This window comes from Sporosarcina quadrami (assembly GCF_014836615.1).
Classification (GTDB): Bacteria; Bacillota; Bacilli; order Bacillales_A; family Planococcaceae; genus Sporosarcina; species Sporosarcina quadrami.
Genome location: NZ_JACSQN010000001.1, coordinates 300,966 through 320,497, shown reverse-complemented (window position 1 = coordinate 320,497; position 19,532 = coordinate 300,966). Strand labels below are relative to the sequence as shown.

The following is a 19,532-nucleotide window of genomic DNA, read 5'->3' as shown; positions in this document are numbered from 1 at the left end:
ATACCCATTTTGGGATATCGGCGGCTTATTTATGCTATTGGAAAAACTTTCACGGACTGGATGCTCACGCAACCACTTGACGACATGCATCCGCACACTTCTTACACGCTTCAGCGCATCGCTTACAATGATCATGTTCATGCTTCCCACACTCTTGTGAACATTGATCACACACTTTTGCACAAAGTTCTAATATGTGATTCACAAACGGACTGTTACGTGTAATCGCCTGAGCAGCATATGCACAAACATCTGCACATTCCCGGTCCAAACGAATACACTCCGCCATCATCTTCACGTCATCTTCTTTCAAACATGCGTCAAAACAACTGTTGCAAGCGACTAGACATTCATGGATAGTCTTCATTAGATTTTCGTGGTTAGTAATCATCGTTTCCCCTCCGTTTAATTGTTTTCCTATATTGGTTTCCCTTAGGTGACAAGATTAAACGGTAATCAGCAATCTTTCTCAAATCAATAAACTGTTTCAGTTCTAGAAGTGTGTAATTGCCATTCTGAAAACTTTCACGTTTACCAAATAAAATTATTCTGTCTGCGATTTGAACATCGACAATCCGATCCTTGTCTTTGATTAAAATTCTGATTATCTAAGAAATCTCGGTCATCACGGAAATCACGATTGTTGTTGTTGTTGTTGTTGTTGTTGTTGTTGTTGTTGTTGTTGTATTGATTAACCCATACTTCTCGACATTCACAAACTAACCGAACTCGACGTCTCCTTCTATTGTAAGAACACATAAAATCACCACCCCTTCACCATTTGTAAAACCGGCCGGCCTTCTTTACATTATATGGACGAGTTTGAGGAGTGATTGGACGAACTATATGGTTAAGCAGAAAGATCTTCATTATTCGACAGTATTAAAGCATATTTCTATACGCAGCCTTCATTGGCACAGTCACACCATCCGCTACTTCATCCTTAACCACATTATTAATATAAGGATAAAGAGAATGACTAGCTGTTTGAATAATAGTTCGAGGTAGCCACTGAAAAGACCACTACTGTTGATTTGCGCTTCTGTCGGACGCGTTCCGCGGGGCGAGCGGTGAGCCTCCTCGTTCGCGGCGCTTCGCTCTGCTCCCTGCGGGGTCTCACCTGTCCCGCTTATCCCGCAGGAGTCGCCGACTTACGCTCCATTTAACGGAGACTACCAGGAACGCAAACCGCTCACCCTTTTTGAACAGAAAAAAAGCCCCAGAACCATGATGGCTCTAAGGCTAATCGATTATGTCCCAGGCAGGAATCGAACCTGCGACCCACAGCTTAGGAGGCTGTTGCTCTATCCCCTGAGCTACTGAGACAAAAAGTTTTACTTCCATAGTATAATCAACAAAACAGCCGAGGGCAATAACTTTGTTTTCTTTTCTCACCTAAACTTCTCAAACATTCTCCAATGTACAACACTCCATTTATTTTACACAGTATAAATTCTCCAGCATTGGGCATTCTTATATAAATACTGGATGATTCGGAGGTTACACTATGGATCGTGTAGAAAGAGCCATAACAAAAAGAAATGAAATCGCCAAGCAAAAAATGATGGCAGAGGAATTTGCACATGAATTCGCTTCCCCTAGAGACTATAAAGAAGCACTCAAGCAGCAGTTCCGTAATTCCCAAGCGGATCAAACCGAAAAAAACAAGCCATCCGACTAATCATTGTCAGATGGCTTTTACATTTACCTATGAAAAAAGCATAAATGGAACTGTAAGCATTACAATCGTGAAAATAAAAATGATAAGCAATGTTACAGGTAGCAAAACAACAAGCACCGCTTTCCATATAGCTAACTCATGGACTTCCGCAATCGCACCGATCATAGAAACTGTTGCCCAAACTCCAAGCGCAAAATTCAAGAAAAGACTTACAACTAACCAAATGACTTGAAATATCGAGAAATCATAATCGGCAACAAACATTCCTCTTCCATTAATCAATAAGTCAGGAAGCCATACAAATCCTAATACAATCAAGATCAGATTTGAAACTGTATAAGCCATCTTTGTATGTGCAAAAGTTCCACGTCCACCAAACATTTTCGAAAGCAGATGCAAAACCCCACTTCCGATATATAGTGAAATTACCCCTAGAATCGGACCAGCCAATAGTGCAATCAGTGCTATCGTTCCCATTCCCATTGAATCGCCTAAGTCATTTGAGGATGCTTGGTCGAGTGCTGTGAAAATACCACTTATCAATGCAATTATAATTACAAAACGCCACGTTTTGTGTTGAACCGCATAACGGACCGTTTTTCTCGGATGGAGCCAAATGGATTTCCACATGTTCAACGGTTCTACTGGACCATTCTTCTGTTCTTCAATTGTGTACATACCTAAATCTCTCCTTCGTATAACTGCGAGTATTTATAACTCTTCTATTGTTATACGAAAGAGCAGATAAAAAGATTCATAGTCAAGTTCATTTGTCGTGCAAACCTTTCCCCATACCTTTCAGAAAATCCATTCCGAATTTAATGGACCGATTAATATCAGGATCATTCAGTGCTTTCATCAGTTGGAATATCGATACTTTTTCTTCAGTTCCACCGTATAGTTCAGCTTCATGGATACCACTGGAAATTCCGTTTTTCAGTTTCGCAGTCACTTCAGGATCAATTGCCGTTAAAATCCCAGCCATGTTCATCGCATTGTTCAACATATTTGTCATTGGCTCTCGAGACGCCTGGTGCACAGCGATGCCTGCAATTTCGTCTTTTGCTTTAATCATCGCATTCAATGCATCAAGGACACCAGCTTTGTCCAATTCCGCTGTTAGTTCAAGTATTTTATTTAACGATTGCTGCTGTTCAACAATGAGTGCTTGCAATTCGTGCACTTTCACTTGATGCAATTCTTCATCTGTCAGTTCAATCTTTTTAATAGAAGTAATTGGTGCTGCCATTTAGTTCATCCCTTCTTCCCTTGGTCAGTAAGATGTTCATAGCCAGGTTTAGCCCATTTACGTTCAACTTCTATACCGGATGTCGGGTGTCGTTTTTTATTCCGATGATTGGTAGCCGGTAATGGATTGTCAACCTTCTCCTTCAATACTTCCATTCGGACTTTTGCCTGTTTGAATGCAGGAGTATTCGTACGCTGGTCTACAGCTGTCCCCGTCAAGAAGTTAATGGCAGATTCCTTTTCCACTGAGTTCATCGGCAGGAACAGTTCATTCCCTTTTACCCGATCTGTAACGAGAGCAGGTAAACGTACTGCGCCATGAGGAGAAATTAGCCTTACCATCGTTCCGCTGACGACTCCTCTTTCCTTCGCAAGACCAGGAGATACTTCAACAAAAATTTCCGGAACTTTTTCTTGGATGCCTGCAGATTTATTCGTCATATTTCCTTCATGGAAATGTTCAAGCATACGACCGTTATTAATGTGAAGGTCGAACTCATCTGGATATTCTACAGGTTCTATCCAATCAGAAAGAGCGAATCTCGCTTTTTTATCCGGGAAGTTAAAGCCATCAGTATACAGCAATGGTGTGCTTTTCCCATCTAAGCTACCCCAGAAGAAGCTGTCCCAGTCTTCCATGTTCGTATAATCAGCCTGGCTGAATATAGGTGATAGACTTGCCATTTCTGCAAATATATCGCCTGGGTGTGAGTAATGCCAGTCAGCTCCAAGTCGGTTCGCCACTTCTTGGATGATCCACCAATCAGCTTTCGAATCGCCCATTTCAGGTAACGCTTTATACAATCGTTGCACTCTTCTTTCCGTATTCGTAAACGTGCCGTCTTTTTCAAGTGAAGGCACAGCCGGTAAAATGACATCGGCATATTGAGCAGTGCGCGAGAAGAACAGATCTTGCACAACAAGGAATTCAAGTTTAGACAAGACATCATGCACATGATTTGCATTGGAATCGACAAGTGCCATATCTTCTCCTACTACGTACATCCCTTTCATAATACCCTCATCCACCGCGTGCAACATTTGGATATTGTCTTTCCCAGGTCGATCACCTATTGCAACACCATATGCTTTTTCAAACTTCTCTCTTGCAACATCGTCTGTTACATGTTGGTAACCTGGAAGCCATCCTGGTAAAGTGCCCATATCACATGCACCTTGAACGTTATTATGACCACGAAGCGGGTAGGCTCCTGCACCTGGTCTGCGGTAGTTGCCTGTAGCAAGCAACAAGTTGGAAATGGCTGCAGATGTATCCGATCCACCTGTATTTTGTGTAACGCCCATTCCCCATAAAATACACGTGCCATCTGCGTCACGGATCATTTCAGCCGTTTGGATCAGCATGTCTTTAGATACACCTGTGACATGCTCTGCATATTCCATTGTGTATTTTTTTAGGACTACTTGGAAATCTTCGAAGTGGTGGACGTTCTCCTTGATGAACTGACTGTCATGCCAGCCTTGATCGATCATATATTTAGTGACTGCCATAAGCCATACTTGGTCTGTGCCTTGTTTAGGACTGATAAAAATATCGGATCGCTCGGCCATTTCATGTTTACGTAAGTCTGCAACAATCAGTTTCTGACCGTGTAGTTTGTGTGCGCGCTTCACTCGTGTCGCAAGCACCGGATGTCCTTCAGCAGGATTCGCTCCGACAATGATCACGAGTCCCGCCTGAGCGATGTCTTTAATGGTCCCTGCATCTCCACCCATTCCAACTGTACGGAATAATCCATCTGTTGCAGGTGATTGGCAATAGCGAGAGCAGTTATCAACATTGTTCGTTTTAAAGACTTGTCGCGCTAACTTTTGGATGACATAGTTCTCTTCATTCGTAATCTTGGATGAAGAAATGATACCGATACTATCTTCCCCGTTTTCTTTATGAATGGCTCCTAAGCGTTCGGCAACGAGATCTAGCGCTTCTTTCCATGTAGATTCTACGAAAGAATCACCTTTTCGGATAAGCGGAGTTGTAATTCTCTTTTCGCTATTAACAAAATCCCAACCGAACTTCCCTTTTATACAAGTCGAAATCGCGTTGACAGGCGCTTCTGAAACTGGCTGTATTTTGAGGATTTTACGATCTTTCGTCCATACTTCGAATGAACAACCGACACCGCAAAATGTACAGACTGTCTTCGTCTTCTTTGTACGCGTATCGCGCATTGCAGCTTCTGCATCCGAAATTGCCATAATACCGCTATAACCCGGTTCCACATCTTTTACGAGCTCAATCATAGGCTCCAGTACTTCTTCTTTTAGGCCAGTCATGAAACCGGCTTCCCCAAGCATCGATTTCTCCATCAGTGCATTACACGGACAAACTGTTACACAATGACCGCAACCGACACAGGATGAATCATTGATTTTCGCGCCGCCATCCCATAAAACGATTGGACGGTCCCTGTTCCAGTCCATGCTCAATGTTTCATTCACTTGCAAGTTTTGACACACTTCCACACATTGACCACATGCGATACATTGGTTCGGGTCATAGCGATAAAATGGATGCGTGAAATCGACGCTATCTTTTGAACATTTTGGTTCAAATGGATATTTCTGTTCTTCTATCCCCATCATGTCGACAGTATTATGGATTTTACAGTTGCCGTTATTATTATCGCAAACTGTACAATACAACAGGTGATTTTCAAGAATCCGGTCCATCGCTTCTGTTTGAGCAGCTTTAGCACGATGAGAGGATAATTGGACATCCATTCCGTGCAGTGCTTTTGTTGAACATGCACGAGTTAGTTGACCATTCACTTCAACAATACACGTATCACATGTTTCAATCGGATCGACTTCTGGTAAATAGCAGATTTGTGGATGCTCAATTTTCAGTTCATTGATAATTTGAAGAATAGTCTTTCCCTCGGTGAATGAGTGATTGACACCATTGATGTTAATTAACACGAAAACGCCTCCTAATTTCATAAAAAAATCCACCATCCTCAAATACACCTATTAGGAGGTGTGATTGATGAATGGTGGAATAGTCTCCTAGCAGGTCTTGCTAAATAACCAATCCGAATGTAAAGTAATGGCATGATAACACCGAAGCAGGTTCATACTTCGGCACCATCTTTACTAGTATTATAGGTTATAGAAATTGATAATACAATGGTTATATTAATTATTGAGAGATAATTCACTATTCTTGAACAGGGAGATATTGGTAATGACAAAAAAAGTACATGATTTCAATGCGATTATTAGAAAGTTGAGGAAAGACCTCTTTGGAAAAGGTCCGGAAAGAATTCATACGGTTTTTGTTGACAATATGGTCATCTCTACTCTTTACGGAAATTTGACACCGACTGAGAAGTTCATAATAGGGACACCTGAAGGAAAAGAAATGATTCATATGGCTCGAACAAAAATGATACAAGAAGTGTATTTGGAATCTCCACCAGATGGACTCGAAGAAGTAATCGGTGCAAAGTTTCTTCACTTGTTCTCTGACATCAAACTGGAAGACGACATTGCAGTTTCTGTATTTTTATTTGACCGTAAAATTGACTGAAGGGAGAAATCCGATGAAACTCACTCAGACACAACGTATTTGGCGCTATAGTGATGGAGAATTTGAAGAAAAACAAGATGTTATCGCTACGGAGTATCCGATTACCGTCAAGTTGAACGGCAAAGAACTACTGACAATCATCTGTACCCCTGAGTATATCGAAGACATGGTAATCGGTTTTTTAGCTTCAGAAAGAATTATTATCGACTATCAAGACATAAAAGAAATTCGGTTGGATGAAGACCTTGGTATCGTTCACATAGAAACGAGTAGAGTCTTCCCCTATTTTGAACAACTTCACAATAAACGGTTTATAACATCGTGTTGCGGAATGAGCAGGCAAGGATTTGTATTTGCAAATGATGCATTAACCGCAAAACAAATGAGCGATAGGAATGTCAGTCTTGAACCCTCCGACTGTTTTGCACTCATGGACAATATGAATAACGCAGCTGACTTGTTTCAACAAACTGGCGGGGTACATATTGCAGCATTATGTGATACAGATGGATTTTCCTTAACACGTATGGACATCGGCCGGCATAACGCATTGGATAAAATTTACGGACACTGTTTACGAAACGAAATTCCTGTTAAAAACAAAGTAATCGTATTCAGTGGGAGGATTTCTTCTGAAATATTATTGAAAGTTTCAAAAATCGGTTGTGAGATTGTTCTTTCAAAATCTGCACCTACTGAACTTGCGATAAAACTTGCGAATGAGTTAGGCATTACAGCTGTTGGATTCATCAGGGGAAATTCCTTCAATGTTTATTCACATCCAGAGAGAATTAATGGATAATATCAAACTGTTAAAATAATCATAGTGACAAAACAGAATCATGATGGTACCATGACTGAAATGTGACAAAATTATGTCTCCTCCATTTTCATTTCAGTAAAAAATTAATGAATCAACTAGTTTCTTAGACACCTTTTGTTGTGGGAGGCATTGTGTGTCACATGATCTTTTAATTTAAAGGAGATGTGGACAGTGAAAGGTAAAAGAACAAAAAACAGATGGTTGATAGCTGCTTCTGCGGTTGGAATTCATATTTCAATCGGATCTGTGTATGCCTGGAGCAATTTTACGAACCCGTTAATAGACCAATTTGGCTGGTCTACTAGCCAAGTGCAATTAACGTTCAGCTTAGCGATCCTATTTCTCGGATTATCTGCTGCATTTTTAGGCCGTTTTGTTGAAAAGTATGGACCTCGTAAAGCAGGGATGTTTGCTGCTATTTGTTTCGGAATTGGTGTAATGGGTGCGGGTGTTGCTGTCAGTGCCGGTTCACTCCCCTTGCTCTACCTCTTTTATGGTGTATTGGGAGGAGTCGGTTTAGGTGTTGGATATATAGCACCTGTGTCAACTCTCGTGAAATGGTTCCCTGACAGAAGAGGGCTAGCAACAGGACTTGCTATTATGGGATTTGGATTTGCCGCTGCCATTAGCAGTCCGCTTATGGAAACGCTGATCACTTCTGTAGGTTTGCAAAATACATTTTTCATACTGGGGGCATTCTATTTCACTATTATGATCCTTTCATCGCTCTATCTTGAGAAACCTGAAGAAGGTTGGGCACCTGCAGGATATGTGGCAAAACTAAAAGCAGGAAAAGTTGAAGCGAAAGTGGACTTAGCCCAATTGACTGCGAATGAATCTGTCAAAACAAAACGTTTCTATTACTTGTGGCTAATGTTATTCATCAATGTTACTTGTGGAATTGCAATATTATCGGCAGCAAAACCTCTTGCTATAGAAAGTATCGGTATGACAACGGTACAAGCTGCTGCGTTAGTCGGTGTTTTAGGTCTGTTTAATGGTGCAGGCCGTCTAGGTTGGGCATCCATTTCAGATTTCATCGGCAGACAGCGTACGTATACAGCATTTTTCGCTATCCAAATAGTATTGTTCACACTACTTCCATTTACAACAAACGCGATCATTTTCCAAGTCATGTTAGCAGTGATTTACACTTGCTATGGTGGCGGTTTCTCATGTATTCCAGCCTATATTGGAGATATATTCGGAACAAAACAACTTGGAGCAATCCATGGCTATATTTTAACTGCCTGGTCTGCAGCAGGAGTTGCGGGGCCGATGTTTGCAGCGTGGATGAAGGATACGACTGGCAGTTACGAAAGTAGTCTCCTATTTTTTGCCGGATTATTTGCAGTAGCTTTGCTAATATCCATTCTCATCCAAGTTGATATTAAGAAAGTTAGAGCATCTCAAAAAGTTGTTAAAGGACAACCTATTCAACCTGTTAAAAGTATGTAATTCATTTTCAATAAAAGTCTTTGAACAGTTTCGTTCAAGGACTTTTTTATGTATGAAAAAATTAAATTTGGGCATTCCTACTTGAAACTTCATAAAAAGGAGAGCCACAATGAAACGCATAAAGTATTTAGGAATCTTTGCAGGTTTACTATTATTGTTCATAACCATAACTACAACCAATAGGAATGAAAAATCACTTGTTCCTGTCAGTTATAGCAAGAATACAAATCTAATTGACTCCATCCAGAAATTTGCAGACACAAATGATCTTAAACCAACTGATGCTGTTATTGATCGAGTTTGGAAAGCTATTCCTGGATACAATGGTCTTGTTGTCGATATAGAAAAAAGTTATGAACGAATGGCTCCATTAAACCACTTCGAGGAAAGAAATATAATTTTTAAAGAAGTTTCTCCCACCATTTCTTTACAAGATCTCGGCCCTTTTCCCATTTACAAAGGCAATGAAAAAAAAGAAATGGTTGCTTTTCTCATAAATGTAGCTTGGGGTAATGAATTTATTCCCCCAATTCTTGAAGCACTTGAAAAACATCAAGTGAAAGCCACTTTCTTTTTGGACGGTAGTTGGACACAGAAAAATCCCGAGATTGCAAAAAAACTAATTGAAAATGGCCACGAAATAGGAAGTCATGCGTACAGTCATCCTGATTTGGCAAATTCATCTGAGCAAAAAACGCGTATGGAGTTGGAAAAAACCAATGCAGTCATTAAAGATACACTTGGAATCACACCCAAATGGTTTGGTCCCCCAAGTGGAAGTTTCAACCAAAACACAATTGACATTGCACGCGAGCTGAATATGTTTACAGTTTTATGGACTGTAGACACAGTAGATTGGAAAATACCTGATACGCAAACTATGGTAAATAGAGTCGTCAATGAGGTGGATAATGGTACGATGGTGTTAATGCATCCAACAAAACCAACCGCTCAAGGTATGGAAGAGATGATTCTTGGTATACAGGAAAAAGGCCTTGTCATCGGTACAGTCACCGAGTTATTAAGTGAACAACGATTGGAATCACTGCTTGAAGAACGTTATTTATTACCTAGAGTAGACTTGTTATATAATTGGTAAGTCATTTTTTATATTCATCATACGTTAAAAAACTAATCGCCCCTTCCCAAAAAGGAGCGATTAGTTTATTTATAAAGCTTTAAAATTCATTTCTCTCGATGTTCATCCTCAGGAACATAATCTTTTTCCCAAAAATCAGCGTTTTTAATACCCAGTTTTTTGGGGTCAAATACCGGATCTAATCCTAGCGTCATCTGTTGCTCATAATCCTTTAACGCTAGCAAGGCTGGTTTTGCTAATATAACAATTGCAATGACATTAAGCCATACCATTATTCCTAAACCGACATCCCCAAGTGCCCAAGCGAGATCCGCAGTTCTAATTGTACCCCAGAACGTTGTTATCAGAATGACAACTTTCAGGATAAACATGACTGAACCTGTATTCCTTTTCCTAAACAGATAGGCGATGTTCGTTTCAGCAATATAGTAATATGCCATTATAGTTGTGAAAGCGAAGAAGAATAACGCAATCGCTACAAAGCCAGCACCAAAGCCTGGTAGTATACTGTCAACTGCCGCTTGTGTGTAGCCTGGTCCTTGTTCGACACCTGCCAAGTTTTCGACTATGAAACCTTTGCCATCTTCTGTCTGGGTATTGTACATTCCTGTGAACAGAATCATAAACGCAGTAGCGGAACAGACGAATAATGTATCGATATATACGGAAAATGCTTGAACAAGACCTTGTTTTGCCGGATGTGAAACTTCTGCCGCTGCAGCTGCATGCGCCCCTGTTCCCTGGCCGGCTTCGTTTGAGAAGACACCTCGTTTTACACCCCACATGATCGCCATTCCAATGATTCCACCGAATGCCGAGTCCATCGCGAATGCACTTTTAAAAATTAAAGCTAGGACATCCGGAAGCGCTGTGATGTTCATTAGTACAATCACTACTGAAAACAGAATGTAACCGACAGCCATAAAAGGCACTAGAATCTGAGCAGTAGAAGCTATACGCTTAACTCCGCCTAGAATAATAAAACCTAATAACGCGATAATAACAATTCCTGTAATATAAGGAGGAATATTAAATGCATTGTCCATACCTGCCGCAATCGAATTTGACTGTACACCCGGCATTAGAACAGCCATTGCAATTAATGCTGCAATAGCAAATGTCATGCCGAACCATTTCCAACCAATCCCTTTTTCGATGAAATATGCAGGTCCCCCACGATATTGACCGTCTTGTTTCACCTTATAGATCTGTGCAAGGGTCGATTCGACAAATGCGCTGGAAGCTCCGATGAATGCAATCACCCACATCCAGAATACTGCACCAGGTCCTCCGTAGAAAATAGCTGTCGCGACTCCGGCAATATTACCGGTACCGACACGACCTGATAATGCAAGCGACATTGCCTGGAATGAAGATATACCCGCCTTCGAACTTTTTCCTTTGAACATAAGCTTGACCATTTCCTTCACATGTCGCACTTGTAGGAAACGAGTCAATATCGAGAAAACCAGTCCGACACCGAGCAAAATGTAAATGACCGGTGTACTCCACAAAACCTCGTTCAACAGATTCACAAAACTCTCCACAGAATTCCCCCCTTAATTTTCAATAGTACTAAGTCAGACTATGAGGACTATATAGATAATATACAATAATCCTATTATAGTAAAGGGAATTTTCAAAAATTATTTAAGAAGGTAGTTTAAGTTGTTTAACGAACGTAAAAGGCGGATTGATAAGCCCATCAATCCACCTCTGTCGGTTTTGGAGAGTCTATGAAAGCGATGTAGACAAGATAGGTTGTAAAACAGATGGCTAACGTCAAGTATCCCCACCCTAATGTTATCTGATCAATTAGCAAGTAGTTATTGCACAATTGTACAGGCACTTTAATATAAAGGAAGCCCATGATATAGAAGAGTATTGTAAAGACGATGAACGTAACCCGTTGACTATTATTCGAGATCTTTCTCCAACTATCCCTTAATGGAATGCCTGCCAAAAATGGAAGACTTATGAATTTGAAAACCTCTACAGGCAATTCTGTTAAAGCGTCATCCATCGTTCGAGGAATCATCCAATATACCATGATTACTGTAAAAAGAAGAATTCCCGGTATTCCGTTTTCATTCCAACTAGCGAAAAACTTCGGGAACTGCCGCTGAAAAAATGGTGCCATTAGAAATCCGGATATGACCAGCAGAGGCATTTGCATATGCATATGCATGATCATGATCGATTCAAGCAAATGGGCGACAATCGGAATTGCCAAGAACAACAGCAGTGCTAAGCCGTATTTTGATTGTTTCATGATGGGTCCGCCTCGCTATCCAGTATCGCTAAAATGGTTTCTGCAGCAGCATCCACATGTCTGAAGTCCATCACTTCAGAAAGTTTCCCATTTGGATTCACAAGATAGAAAGCAGAGTTATGTGCATAGTTTCCATAATCATCCGGTATGACAATTACCCCAAATTCATCCAATAACCCATCCAGTTCCTGCTGATCGGGAATTCTTGCCATTCTCCACGTTTCCCCATCGCTATTGAACATGTTTTTATAAAGATCCAATTTCGCAGGATCATCCCTTTTAGGGTCGAAACTAATACTCAAAAAATCAATGCCGTTTCCAATATACTTTTTGGGAATTTTATCGTATAGCTCCGACATGTTCATTTCAAGATCTATGCAAACCGTCGTACATGCCGAATAGAAAAAAGTTATTAGTACGTAATTGCCCTTGAATTCGTCTATGGAGTATTGCCGTTCTTTGCTATCTTGAAAAGTAACCGGTGGAAATTCGGGCTGGTCCTCAAGCAATTTATTCACTCGTGCTGTTTCTGCAGTAAAGGCTGTAAACCCGTCAGTTCCGATAAAAAATAATCCAATTCCAAAGAGCATGACAAGTACTATCGAAAAGGATGTTTTATTGTTTGCCATTCTACTCACTCCTCGAGTGATATTAACTATGAAGGGCAACCCGCCTTTCCCATGGACCGCCCTTCCATTTTTCCTGTCACCACGTTTTAAACGGTGGTGAACCTGGTGGTGCATTTACAATTAGATCTACCAACGGAACGACATAGCCCATAGAGACGACGATCAGCATGATGACAATCCATAATCCCCATCTGTCTGTCCATGCAGGTGTCTTCTCTTCTGAAACTTCAGGTTCTGCAATTGGAAATTCCGTTGTGCCTTTAGGTGCGAAGAACATCATATGGAACACTGCGAATACTTGTATCAATACGCCAATGATTAATAATGTTCCACCCACTGCAAGGAATATCAAGTATGGATCCCAGCCTAGTGCAGTTGCATTCTCGCCATATGTTGTATAAGAGGTTCTTCTAGGTGAACCGAGCAAACCAACCAAGTGCATCGATCCTGACATGAACAACATGCCCAGCGTCCAGATGATTGTCTGGACAACACCAACTTTGTTCATGCGCGGTGTCAATCTTCTTTTTGAAATGTACGGAATTAGCCAATAACTGATTCCGAAGAATGTCAGGATAACAGAAGTGCCTACTGTTAAATGGAAGTGCCCGACAACCCATAGTGTGTTATGGACGACTTGATTTAATTGGTTCGTTGTCTGTGCAATTCCACCAGCTCCGGCAGGAATGAAAGCTATCATTGCGATCATTGGTGCAAGAAAACGGACGTCCCCCCATGGCAATTTCTTAAGCCAGCCAAGTAATCCTTTGCCACCTAGTTTACGGCCTGTTTTTTCAAGGACATAAAACATGGCAAATGCTGTCATCAACGAAGGGAATCCGATAGATATACTCATGAACATGTGAAGGAATTTCAATGTCTGACTCATTCCCGGGTCAACGATCTGATGGTGAAAACCTCCTGGAATATTAGTGATGACCAACAGGATAATGACTACCCGTGTCAAGGTATCACTGAATCGTCTGCCACCTATAATCTTTGGTACGACTACATACCATGCAGATACCGCAGTTAGATACCAGATATTGACTAAAGTATGACCGAATGACCAGAATAACGTTCTGCTCAATAGGACATTGACTGTAGGCTTCCATCCGAATGACCAGGCAATGAGTGTAAATACTTCTATCGTTACACCAATGCTTCCGAAGAACAATAGAATAAAGACTCCTGTTGCAAAGAAGGCGAAAATCGGAATATGTTGTCCTGGATGAGCTTTACGCCATTTCGCTACACTGATAAAAGCGCCGAATGCGCATAACCAGATACCGACTACGATTAAGGCAAGACCGATATAGAAGTAAGGTGAAGCTGCCATTGGCGGATAAAACGTATACATAACGGTAGCTTCATTCATAATAATCGGAACAACCGCAATGACAAGACCTACGACTTTCAACCAGAAGCCGATCCATGCCATTGTTCTGACTTGTGGAAGCAAACCGCCGAGCGTATGGGAAAGACCTGCATAAAAATATCCGATTGTGAAAAATGCTGTCAGTACGACGACGAGCAGAATTCCGTGAGCTGTAAGAACTTGATAATAATTGAACCAATAAGGAAGCTGAATAAGTCCTGCACGTTCCAACCCTTGGAGCAAACCTAATACTCCCCCGATCAACAATGCGATAAATGCCACACTCATATAGGCTTTTGACAGTTTTGCATCCGCAAGGTTCATACCAAGCAATTTAATGGATTTTTCATACAGTTTACTTGTTTCTTTTCGATTGACTAGTGATGTGTTCATTGTACGATCCTCCTTTATTTAACAGTTATGACAGTACTCATATGTTGATGGCCAGTGCCACAATATTCATTACATAAAACGAGGTATTCACCCGGCTTTGAAAACTTTTGAGTTGCCCGCTGTATATGGCCAGGCATGACCATCGCGTTTAAATTCGTATCCACTACCTGGAATCCGTGTACGACGTCTTTTGAAGTCATAATGAAAGTAACTGTCGAACCTGCAGGGATTTCAATTTTTCCTGGGTTGAAGTTGAACACTTCAAGCGTCATGACGACTTCATATTCATGATCTCCTGTTTGATAAACACCCGGTTTGTCGAATGGAGCTGTCTCATCGACTTTCTCGGGATCGATCGTCTCCTTATTACTTGGAGGTCCCATTCCTAATGCAAACGTCTGATATCCAGTAATTACCATGAAAATAACAAGCATTGCCCCGCTTAACATCAGCCATATCTCTTCATATCGATTCATTTTCATTGTTTTTCCTCCTACTCTCTTAAGTGTCCAACCAGTAGTTTAATATCGATACATGTAAATGACGAATAACAATAACCAAGCCAGTAGAATGACAAACCCTACAATGCCTAGCGAAAACATTGTGCCTTTCACTGTATTCTCAACTTCTACTTCTTTTTGGTTGACTTGAGCCTCAGTCGTTTTCATGTTTCTCACCTCCGTAGTTTTGATGTTAACTTCATATTAATTGATAACCATTCTCACTACTGTGATATATATCACAGACTTTTTTTATATCTTTAAATAAAAGAAAAACCATAGTCCCCATTGATCGCCTCTTCATACACGAAGCCTGTTACAACAGTATTTAAAGCACATATTTTTGGCAGATGAAAAAAGTGACAAATTGATGAATGAGTTTTCAAACGCAAAAAAGCCGTTCTGCATTTCCAATGAAACGGAAAACAGAACGGCTTTCTCAATTAATATCATGTGATATTCAACAATTCATCTTTGATTTTTTCTATATAGACGAGATATTCTCCATCCTTTACAATAACGGCATCTTCTTTGCGCAGATGTGAAATCATACGATTGACAGATTCCCTCGTTGTCCCGATCATATTCGCTAAATCGGCATTTTTAAAGCGTGTATTCAATTTGATCCATCCATCTTTTTTACCGGTACCGTGCGTTTCGCAAAGTCTCACCAATAATAGAAGGATGCGTTCATTTGCACTTCTAAGCGCCATCTCTTCCAAACGCTGCTGCAAGTTCACAATCTGGTCTCCTAGAACTCTGAACAGCTTAATGGACAAAGAAGGATTGTTCAGCAATACTTGCTCGAAGTCTTTAATGGCGATCACATACACTTCACTATCCTCTATCGCTTGCGCGTTTGCAGGATACTCGCCATGGCGGAAAAATCCCACATGAGGAAATAAGTCTCCCGATTGTTTGAAGTGGAGTACTTGTTCCTTGCCTGAAGGATCATTCCGGAAGATTTTAATTTTCCCTTCAGTTGCAATAAAGACATTTGAAATAGTATCACCCTGTAAAAACAAGTTTGTCTTATCAGGAAGCTTCCTTTTATTCATTATCGGTAAAAACAGAAGTAATTCTTGATCAGATAAATCTTTGAAGAACATCGTATTCTTTAAGACTGGTATTTCACCGCTCATATGAATTCCTCCTTACGCCATCTCATCATTGTAGCACTTTCTGCTTTTATTATGGACTACTTAAAACTATTCGTATAGTGTTTACATATATGGGAAGAGTGGTACAAAATAGATAGAAGTATAAGCTTTGGAATGGAGTTGATGTGGAATGGAATTTCTTTTGTACGCAAGTGCTGCGATCGCTGCGCTATCATTGTTGCTTATCGCAATTTTTGTCATAATCGCTTTAAAAAGCGCAAAAAGAACGATGAACGACGTTTCCGAAACGATGTCAAGAATGGAAACGAAGCTGAATGGTGTTACCGCTAAATCGGAAAGCTTGATGGATAAGACGAACAAGATCGCAAGTGATGTGGAAAACAAAATCCAACGGTTGGAAGGATTGAGCCGATCTGCTCATAATCTTAGCCAAACCACGAATCATCTGAATCATTCTTTTGAAACATTATCGACAGAAATCGAAAATCCTTCTCGGAAATACAAAGACTTGATGCAAAAAGCCGCTTTATTGACGGAAACAGCATCAAGAATGTATTACAAAGTGAAAAAGGAAAAAGAAAAACAACAGGATACTTCTTACCCCGTGCAGAAAGAACTTCCTTCTCCACGGGACACTAAGTATTAACAAATTTTTAGGAGGTGACTAAAATGGATTGGATGGGTATCGGAGTATTAGTGATCGGCATCGCCTTCGCGGTTCTCGTCATCATTCTAATCAAACCTTTACGAAAGTTAGGTAACGTGCTAGATGATGTTGAAAAAACGACAAACCAACTACCTGATGTATTAGACACTATAACAAAGCAGACTAGCGAAGTCATGCACTCAGGCAATGTTGCAATTCAAAATGTCAATGGGCAAGTCGAAAAGTTGAATCCACTTTTCACCATTATAGAAGACACTGGGCAAGCTACACGCCAACTGACTCTTACCGCTTTAGAAAAAACAAATGCTTTGAAAGCTCAAACAACGACTGCCACATCATTTACTAGACGTGAAAAATACGAAGGCATATATGGAATCATTTCCTTCATATTTTTTCTTTCTCAACGGAAGAAAGAAATTAAGAAAGTGACAGAAGACTTATAACAAACAAAAAAGCTGTCCTGGAAATCAGTATTTTAACTGAATTTCATCGGACAGCTTTTTCTGTACACCTTGCAAATCTTCACGAATCTTCTCGTACATATTTATTAATCCTTGCTGCTTCTTTTGCTTCTTCTTTCATCCTTTTAACGTCAAACATACGTTGTTCTCCGTTCAAATAAATAGTCGATGTTGAAGCCTTATTTACCTTTTTTAAACCATTGGCATTTTTTACTGTATAGTATGCAAGTGCTGTAGCCCCATACATACCACCAAGTGTCTTGTTTCTCGTTTCTTCGTCTGATGCATCTATTTTCTTTCTAGCCGATAAGGTAAAATCATGCACTGATGAAGTAAATTTACTTGTCGATTCACTTAGGTCTCCAACGATTTGAAACAGAGGAGTCAATGTACCCAACTTTACATTCACGTCAGCAAGAGTATCGTTAGAATTTTGAATGAGCTGTTCAGATTCCTTAATAACATGATCCAATTGGTCAGGAAGCCTTTCAACAGTATTACCAAGCCCTTCAACTACTTTAGCTGTATTGTTAAGGATACGAGCAAGAAATACCGATAACAGTAAAAATGCTACACCTATTAACATTACGCCGATTCCTGTCAAATCCATGATCATATCTCCCGTCTTTAGTTGATTTCTTGCCCGCGTTTCCAAGATTTCACTAGACCTTTCGCGAATTCTGCACCTTGAATAATTCGGATGAAAGGTTTTTCTCCATTTGTATTTTCACTACTAGCATAGCTGGCAGTAACATCATTCAAACCTTCACTGATCATCCCTGCAGTATTACCAATTTCACCGACAGTATGGAAAACCCCATTCAGTGCATCGACTTTCGCTTCTACATCTGTGGCTGTAACATATGTGCTATCAAGTACACATTCGACTTCTTGAATCGTTCCGAGAAAGGAAGATTCCATACGTATAATCGTATTACTCACCGAATTGCCGACTATTGATATACGCCATAAGTTCTTACAAAGATAAATAGCGAAAATCGCAAATGAGACAGCTATAAGAAATACGCCAATATGAACGAACATCAACTATCCCTCCTTTCTATTCCATACCACTTTTTGCAGGTGTGTAAGCATTCATTTTAGTTATAGTAAAAAGAATCCAATACCGATAATTAAATATGCAGCTAACAACGTCAACCCTTCAAACCAGTTCGATTCCCCATCGTTTGATAAGTTAATGACAAGCAGAGTTGCAGTGATCATAGCGACTAATTCAGGAATAGTGAATACGAGAGGCATACTTTCCGGCATGATCAACGAAATAAGAACAAGCACAGGTGCAACGAACATTGCGACTTGTAGTGTTGACCCGACTGCAATTTCCACAGCCACATCCATTCTGTTTTTCATAGCCATTGTTATAGCTGAGAAGTGTTCAGCTGCATTTCCAACAATTGCTACAATAATGACACCGATGAACAGCTCTGTCCAGCCGAATGTTTTGCCAAGCGTTTCAAAAGTATGTACAAGTTGCTCAGAAACAAAAGCGACTGCAACTGTCGACAAAAGTAAAATAATAATGGATTTCTTTTTTGACCATTCTGGAAGTTCTTCGTGCTCTTCTTTTTCAATATCGCCAGAAGAGAAAACACCTCTATGCGTAACAAGTTTAAAAAACAATCCCGCGAGATACAATGCAATTAGTATAATCGAGACACCGATACTAAGTGTAAGTGTATCAGATGCATCTAGCGACTGAGAAAAGACTTCAGGAATGACGAAAGCAATAATGACAGCGAATATAAGGAGTCCTGAATTATATCTTGCATCATGCAAACTAAATCGCTGCGTTTTGAATTTTAATCCTCCAGCCATGAACGACACTCCTAATACAAGGAGGAGATTTCCTAATACAGACCCAGTCAATGATGCAAGAACAATTCCTATCAGACCAGCTTTTAACGTGAAGATGGAAATGATCATTTCAACAGCATTTCCGAATGTTGCATTCAATAAGCCGCCGATTCTTGGTCCGCTCACAATAGCCAAGCTTTCTGTTGCCCTTCCGATAAAACTTGCTAATCCAATAATAGTCAGACAACTGATGATAAAAATTGGAATGTCCGACCAATTCATTACAATTCCTATGAGAATCGAGGGCAAACCAAGAGCTACTAGTACTATAAACAATCGATTCATGACATCACACTCCTAAAATGGAAGTTATTATATCATTCCCTTCCATTACAATTTACAAACAACAAAACGATACACAATGGTTTCACCTA

At 40.3% G+C, this 19,532-nt stretch carries 21 protein-coding genes and 1 tRNA gene; 7 read left to right on the top strand and 15 right to left on the bottom strand.

The window, feature by feature from the left end; translation table 11 throughout:
• Window positions 1–64: 64 nt before the first annotated feature.
• Both H9649_RS01650 and H9649_RS01645 read right to left on the bottom strand, forming a co-directional pair.
• On the bottom strand, window positions 65–391 hold the full coding sequence (locus tag H9649_RS01650; RefSeq protein ID WP_191692901.1) for a four-helix bundle copper-binding protein: 327 nt from the start codon (window positions 389–391) through the stop codon (window positions 65–67).
• 862 nt (window positions 392–1,253) lie between these two features.
• Window positions 1,254–1,326 (bottom strand) — tRNA-Arg (locus H9649_RS01645).
• A gap of 181 nt (window positions 1,327–1,507) precedes the next feature.
• Between H9649_RS01645 and H9649_RS01640 the strand changes: the two genes are divergently transcribed.
• Window positions 1,508–1,681, top strand: a complete 174-nt coding sequence (locus H9649_RS01640) for a hypothetical protein (RefSeq protein ID WP_191692900.1) — start codon at window positions 1,508–1,510, stop codon at window positions 1,679–1,681.
• A gap of 27 nt (window positions 1,682–1,708) precedes the next feature.
• Here the strand turns inward: H9649_RS01640 and H9649_RS01635 are convergent, their stop codons facing one another.
• The 3 genes from H9649_RS01635 to fdhF all read right to left on the bottom strand — a co-directional run bounded on the left by H9649_RS01635 (window position 1,709) and on the right by fdhF (window position 5,893).
• The gene (locus tag H9649_RS01635; protein WP_191692899.1) at window positions 1,709–2,359 is read right to left on the bottom strand and encodes a Yip1 family protein; all 651 of its coding nucleotides are present in this window, start codon (window positions 2,357–2,359) and stop codon (window positions 1,709–1,711) included.
• An 88-nt stretch (window positions 2,360–2,447) separates the two neighbouring features.
• The gene (locus tag H9649_RS01630; RefSeq protein WP_191692898.1) at window positions 2,448–2,930 is read right to left on the bottom strand and encodes a DUF1641 domain-containing protein; all 483 of its coding nucleotides are present in this window, start codon (window positions 2,928–2,930) and stop codon (window positions 2,448–2,450) included.
• Window positions 2,931–2,935: 5 nt separating this feature from the next.
• Window positions 2,936–5,893, bottom strand: coding sequence for a formate dehydrogenase subunit alpha (fdhF, locus tag H9649_RS01625; protein WP_404828691.1), 2,958 nt, complete (start codon window positions 5,891–5,893; stop codon window positions 2,936–2,938).
• 244 nt (window positions 5,894–6,137) lie between these two features.
• Between fdhF and H9649_RS01620 the strand changes: the two genes are divergently transcribed.
• The 4 genes from H9649_RS01620 (at window position 6,138) to H9649_RS01605 (ending at window position 9,862) form a co-directional block, all read left to right on the top strand.
• Window positions 6,138–6,482, top strand: a complete 345-nt coding sequence (locus H9649_RS01620; protein ID WP_191692896.1) for a DUF2294 domain-containing protein — start codon at window positions 6,138–6,140, stop codon at window positions 6,480–6,482.
• A gap of 13 nt (window positions 6,483–6,495) precedes the next feature.
• Window positions 6,496–7,284, top strand: a complete 789-nt coding sequence (gene fdhD, locus H9649_RS01615; RefSeq protein ID WP_191692895.1) for a formate dehydrogenase accessory sulfurtransferase FdhD — start codon at window positions 6,496–6,498, stop codon at window positions 7,282–7,284.
• Window positions 7,285–7,476: 192 nt separating this feature from the next.
• Window positions 7,477–8,763 (top strand): L-lactate MFS transporter, encoded by a 1,287-nt coding sequence (locus H9649_RS01610; RefSeq protein ID WP_318241634.1) that lies wholly within the window; start codon window positions 7,477–7,479, stop codon window positions 8,761–8,763.
• Window positions 8,764–8,872: 109 nt separating this feature from the next.
• A complete protein-coding gene (locus tag H9649_RS01605) occupies window positions 8,873–9,862 on the top strand; it encodes a polysaccharide deacetylase family protein (protein WP_191692893.1) in 990 nt (329 codons plus the stop codon).
• An 86-nt stretch (window positions 9,863–9,948) separates the two neighbouring features.
• Here H9649_RS01605 and H9649_RS01600 read toward each other — a convergent pair whose 3' ends face one another.
• The 7 genes from H9649_RS01600 to H9649_RS01570 all read right to left on the bottom strand — a co-directional run bounded on the left by H9649_RS01600 (window position 9,949) and on the right by H9649_RS01570 (window position 16,176).
• Window positions 9,949–11,409 carry an alanine/glycine:cation symporter family protein gene (locus H9649_RS01600; protein WP_191692892.1) on the bottom strand — a complete coding sequence of 487 codons (1,461 nt, stop codon included), beginning with the start codon at window positions 11,407–11,409 and terminating at the stop codon, window positions 9,949–9,951.
• 158 nt (window positions 11,410–11,567) lie between these two features.
• Window positions 11,568–12,134, bottom strand: coding sequence for a hypothetical protein (locus tag H9649_RS01595; protein WP_191692891.1), 567 nt, complete (start codon window positions 12,132–12,134; stop codon window positions 11,568–11,570).
• On the bottom strand, window positions 12,131–12,763 hold the full coding sequence (locus H9649_RS01590; protein WP_191692890.1) for an SCO family protein: 633 nt from the start codon (window positions 12,761–12,763) through the stop codon (window positions 12,131–12,133). Before H9649_RS01590 ends, H9649_RS01595 begins: the two co-directional genes overlap by 4 nt.
• Before the next feature lie 76 nt (window positions 12,764–12,839).
• Entirely contained in the window at window positions 12,840–14,534 is a 1,695-nt protein-coding gene (locus H9649_RS01585; protein ID WP_191692889.1) for a cbb3-type cytochrome c oxidase subunit I, read from the bottom strand.
• Between the two features lie 14 nt (window positions 14,535–14,548).
• Window positions 14,549–15,016, bottom strand: coding sequence for a cytochrome c oxidase subunit II (locus H9649_RS01580; protein WP_191692888.1), 468 nt, complete (start codon window positions 15,014–15,016; stop codon window positions 14,549–14,551).
• A gap of 39 nt (window positions 15,017–15,055) precedes the next feature.
• Window positions 15,056–15,202 (bottom strand): hypothetical protein, encoded by a 147-nt coding sequence (locus tag H9649_RS01575; protein ID WP_191692887.1) that lies wholly within the window; start codon window positions 15,200–15,202, stop codon window positions 15,056–15,058.
• Between the two features lie 281 nt (window positions 15,203–15,483).
• Window positions 15,484–16,176: a Crp/Fnr family transcriptional regulator gene (locus H9649_RS01570; protein ID WP_191692886.1), complete on the bottom strand. Its 693-nt coding sequence runs from the start codon at window positions 16,174–16,176 to the stop codon at window positions 15,484–15,486.
• A gap of 148 nt (window positions 16,177–16,324) precedes the next feature.
• Here H9649_RS01570 and H9649_RS01565 point away from each other — a divergent pair, with 148 nt between their 5' ends.
• Window positions 16,325–16,801 (top strand): DUF948 domain-containing protein, encoded by a 477-nt coding sequence (locus H9649_RS01565; RefSeq protein ID WP_191692885.1) that lies wholly within the window; start codon window positions 16,325–16,327, stop codon window positions 16,799–16,801.
• Window positions 16,802–16,824: 23 nt separating this feature from the next.
• Window positions 16,825–17,265 (top strand): DUF948 domain-containing protein, encoded by a 441-nt coding sequence (locus H9649_RS01560; protein WP_191692884.1) that lies wholly within the window; start codon window positions 16,825–16,827, stop codon window positions 17,263–17,265.
• Between the two features lie 79 nt (window positions 17,266–17,344).
• Here the strand turns inward: H9649_RS01560 and H9649_RS01555 are convergent, their stop codons facing one another.
• Genes H9649_RS01555 through cax form a run of 3 tightly spaced genes read right to left on the bottom strand, consistent with a single transcriptional unit; the run spans window position 17,345 to window position 19,443 of the window.
• Complete coding sequence (locus tag H9649_RS01555) at window positions 17,345–17,893, bottom strand: DUF948 domain-containing protein (RefSeq protein ID WP_191692883.1); 549 nt, start codon at window positions 17,891–17,893, stop codon at window positions 17,345–17,347.
• Between the two features lie 17 nt (window positions 17,894–17,910).
• Window positions 17,911–18,327, bottom strand: a complete 417-nt coding sequence (locus H9649_RS01550) for a DUF948 domain-containing protein (protein ID WP_191692882.1) — start codon at window positions 18,325–18,327, stop codon at window positions 17,911–17,913.
• A 60-nt stretch (window positions 18,328–18,387) separates the two neighbouring features.
• Window positions 18,388–19,443, bottom strand: a complete 1,056-nt coding sequence (gene cax, locus H9649_RS01545; RefSeq protein ID WP_191692881.1) for a calcium/proton exchanger — start codon at window positions 19,441–19,443, stop codon at window positions 18,388–18,390.
• Between the last annotated feature and the right edge of the window lie 89 nt (window positions 19,444–19,532).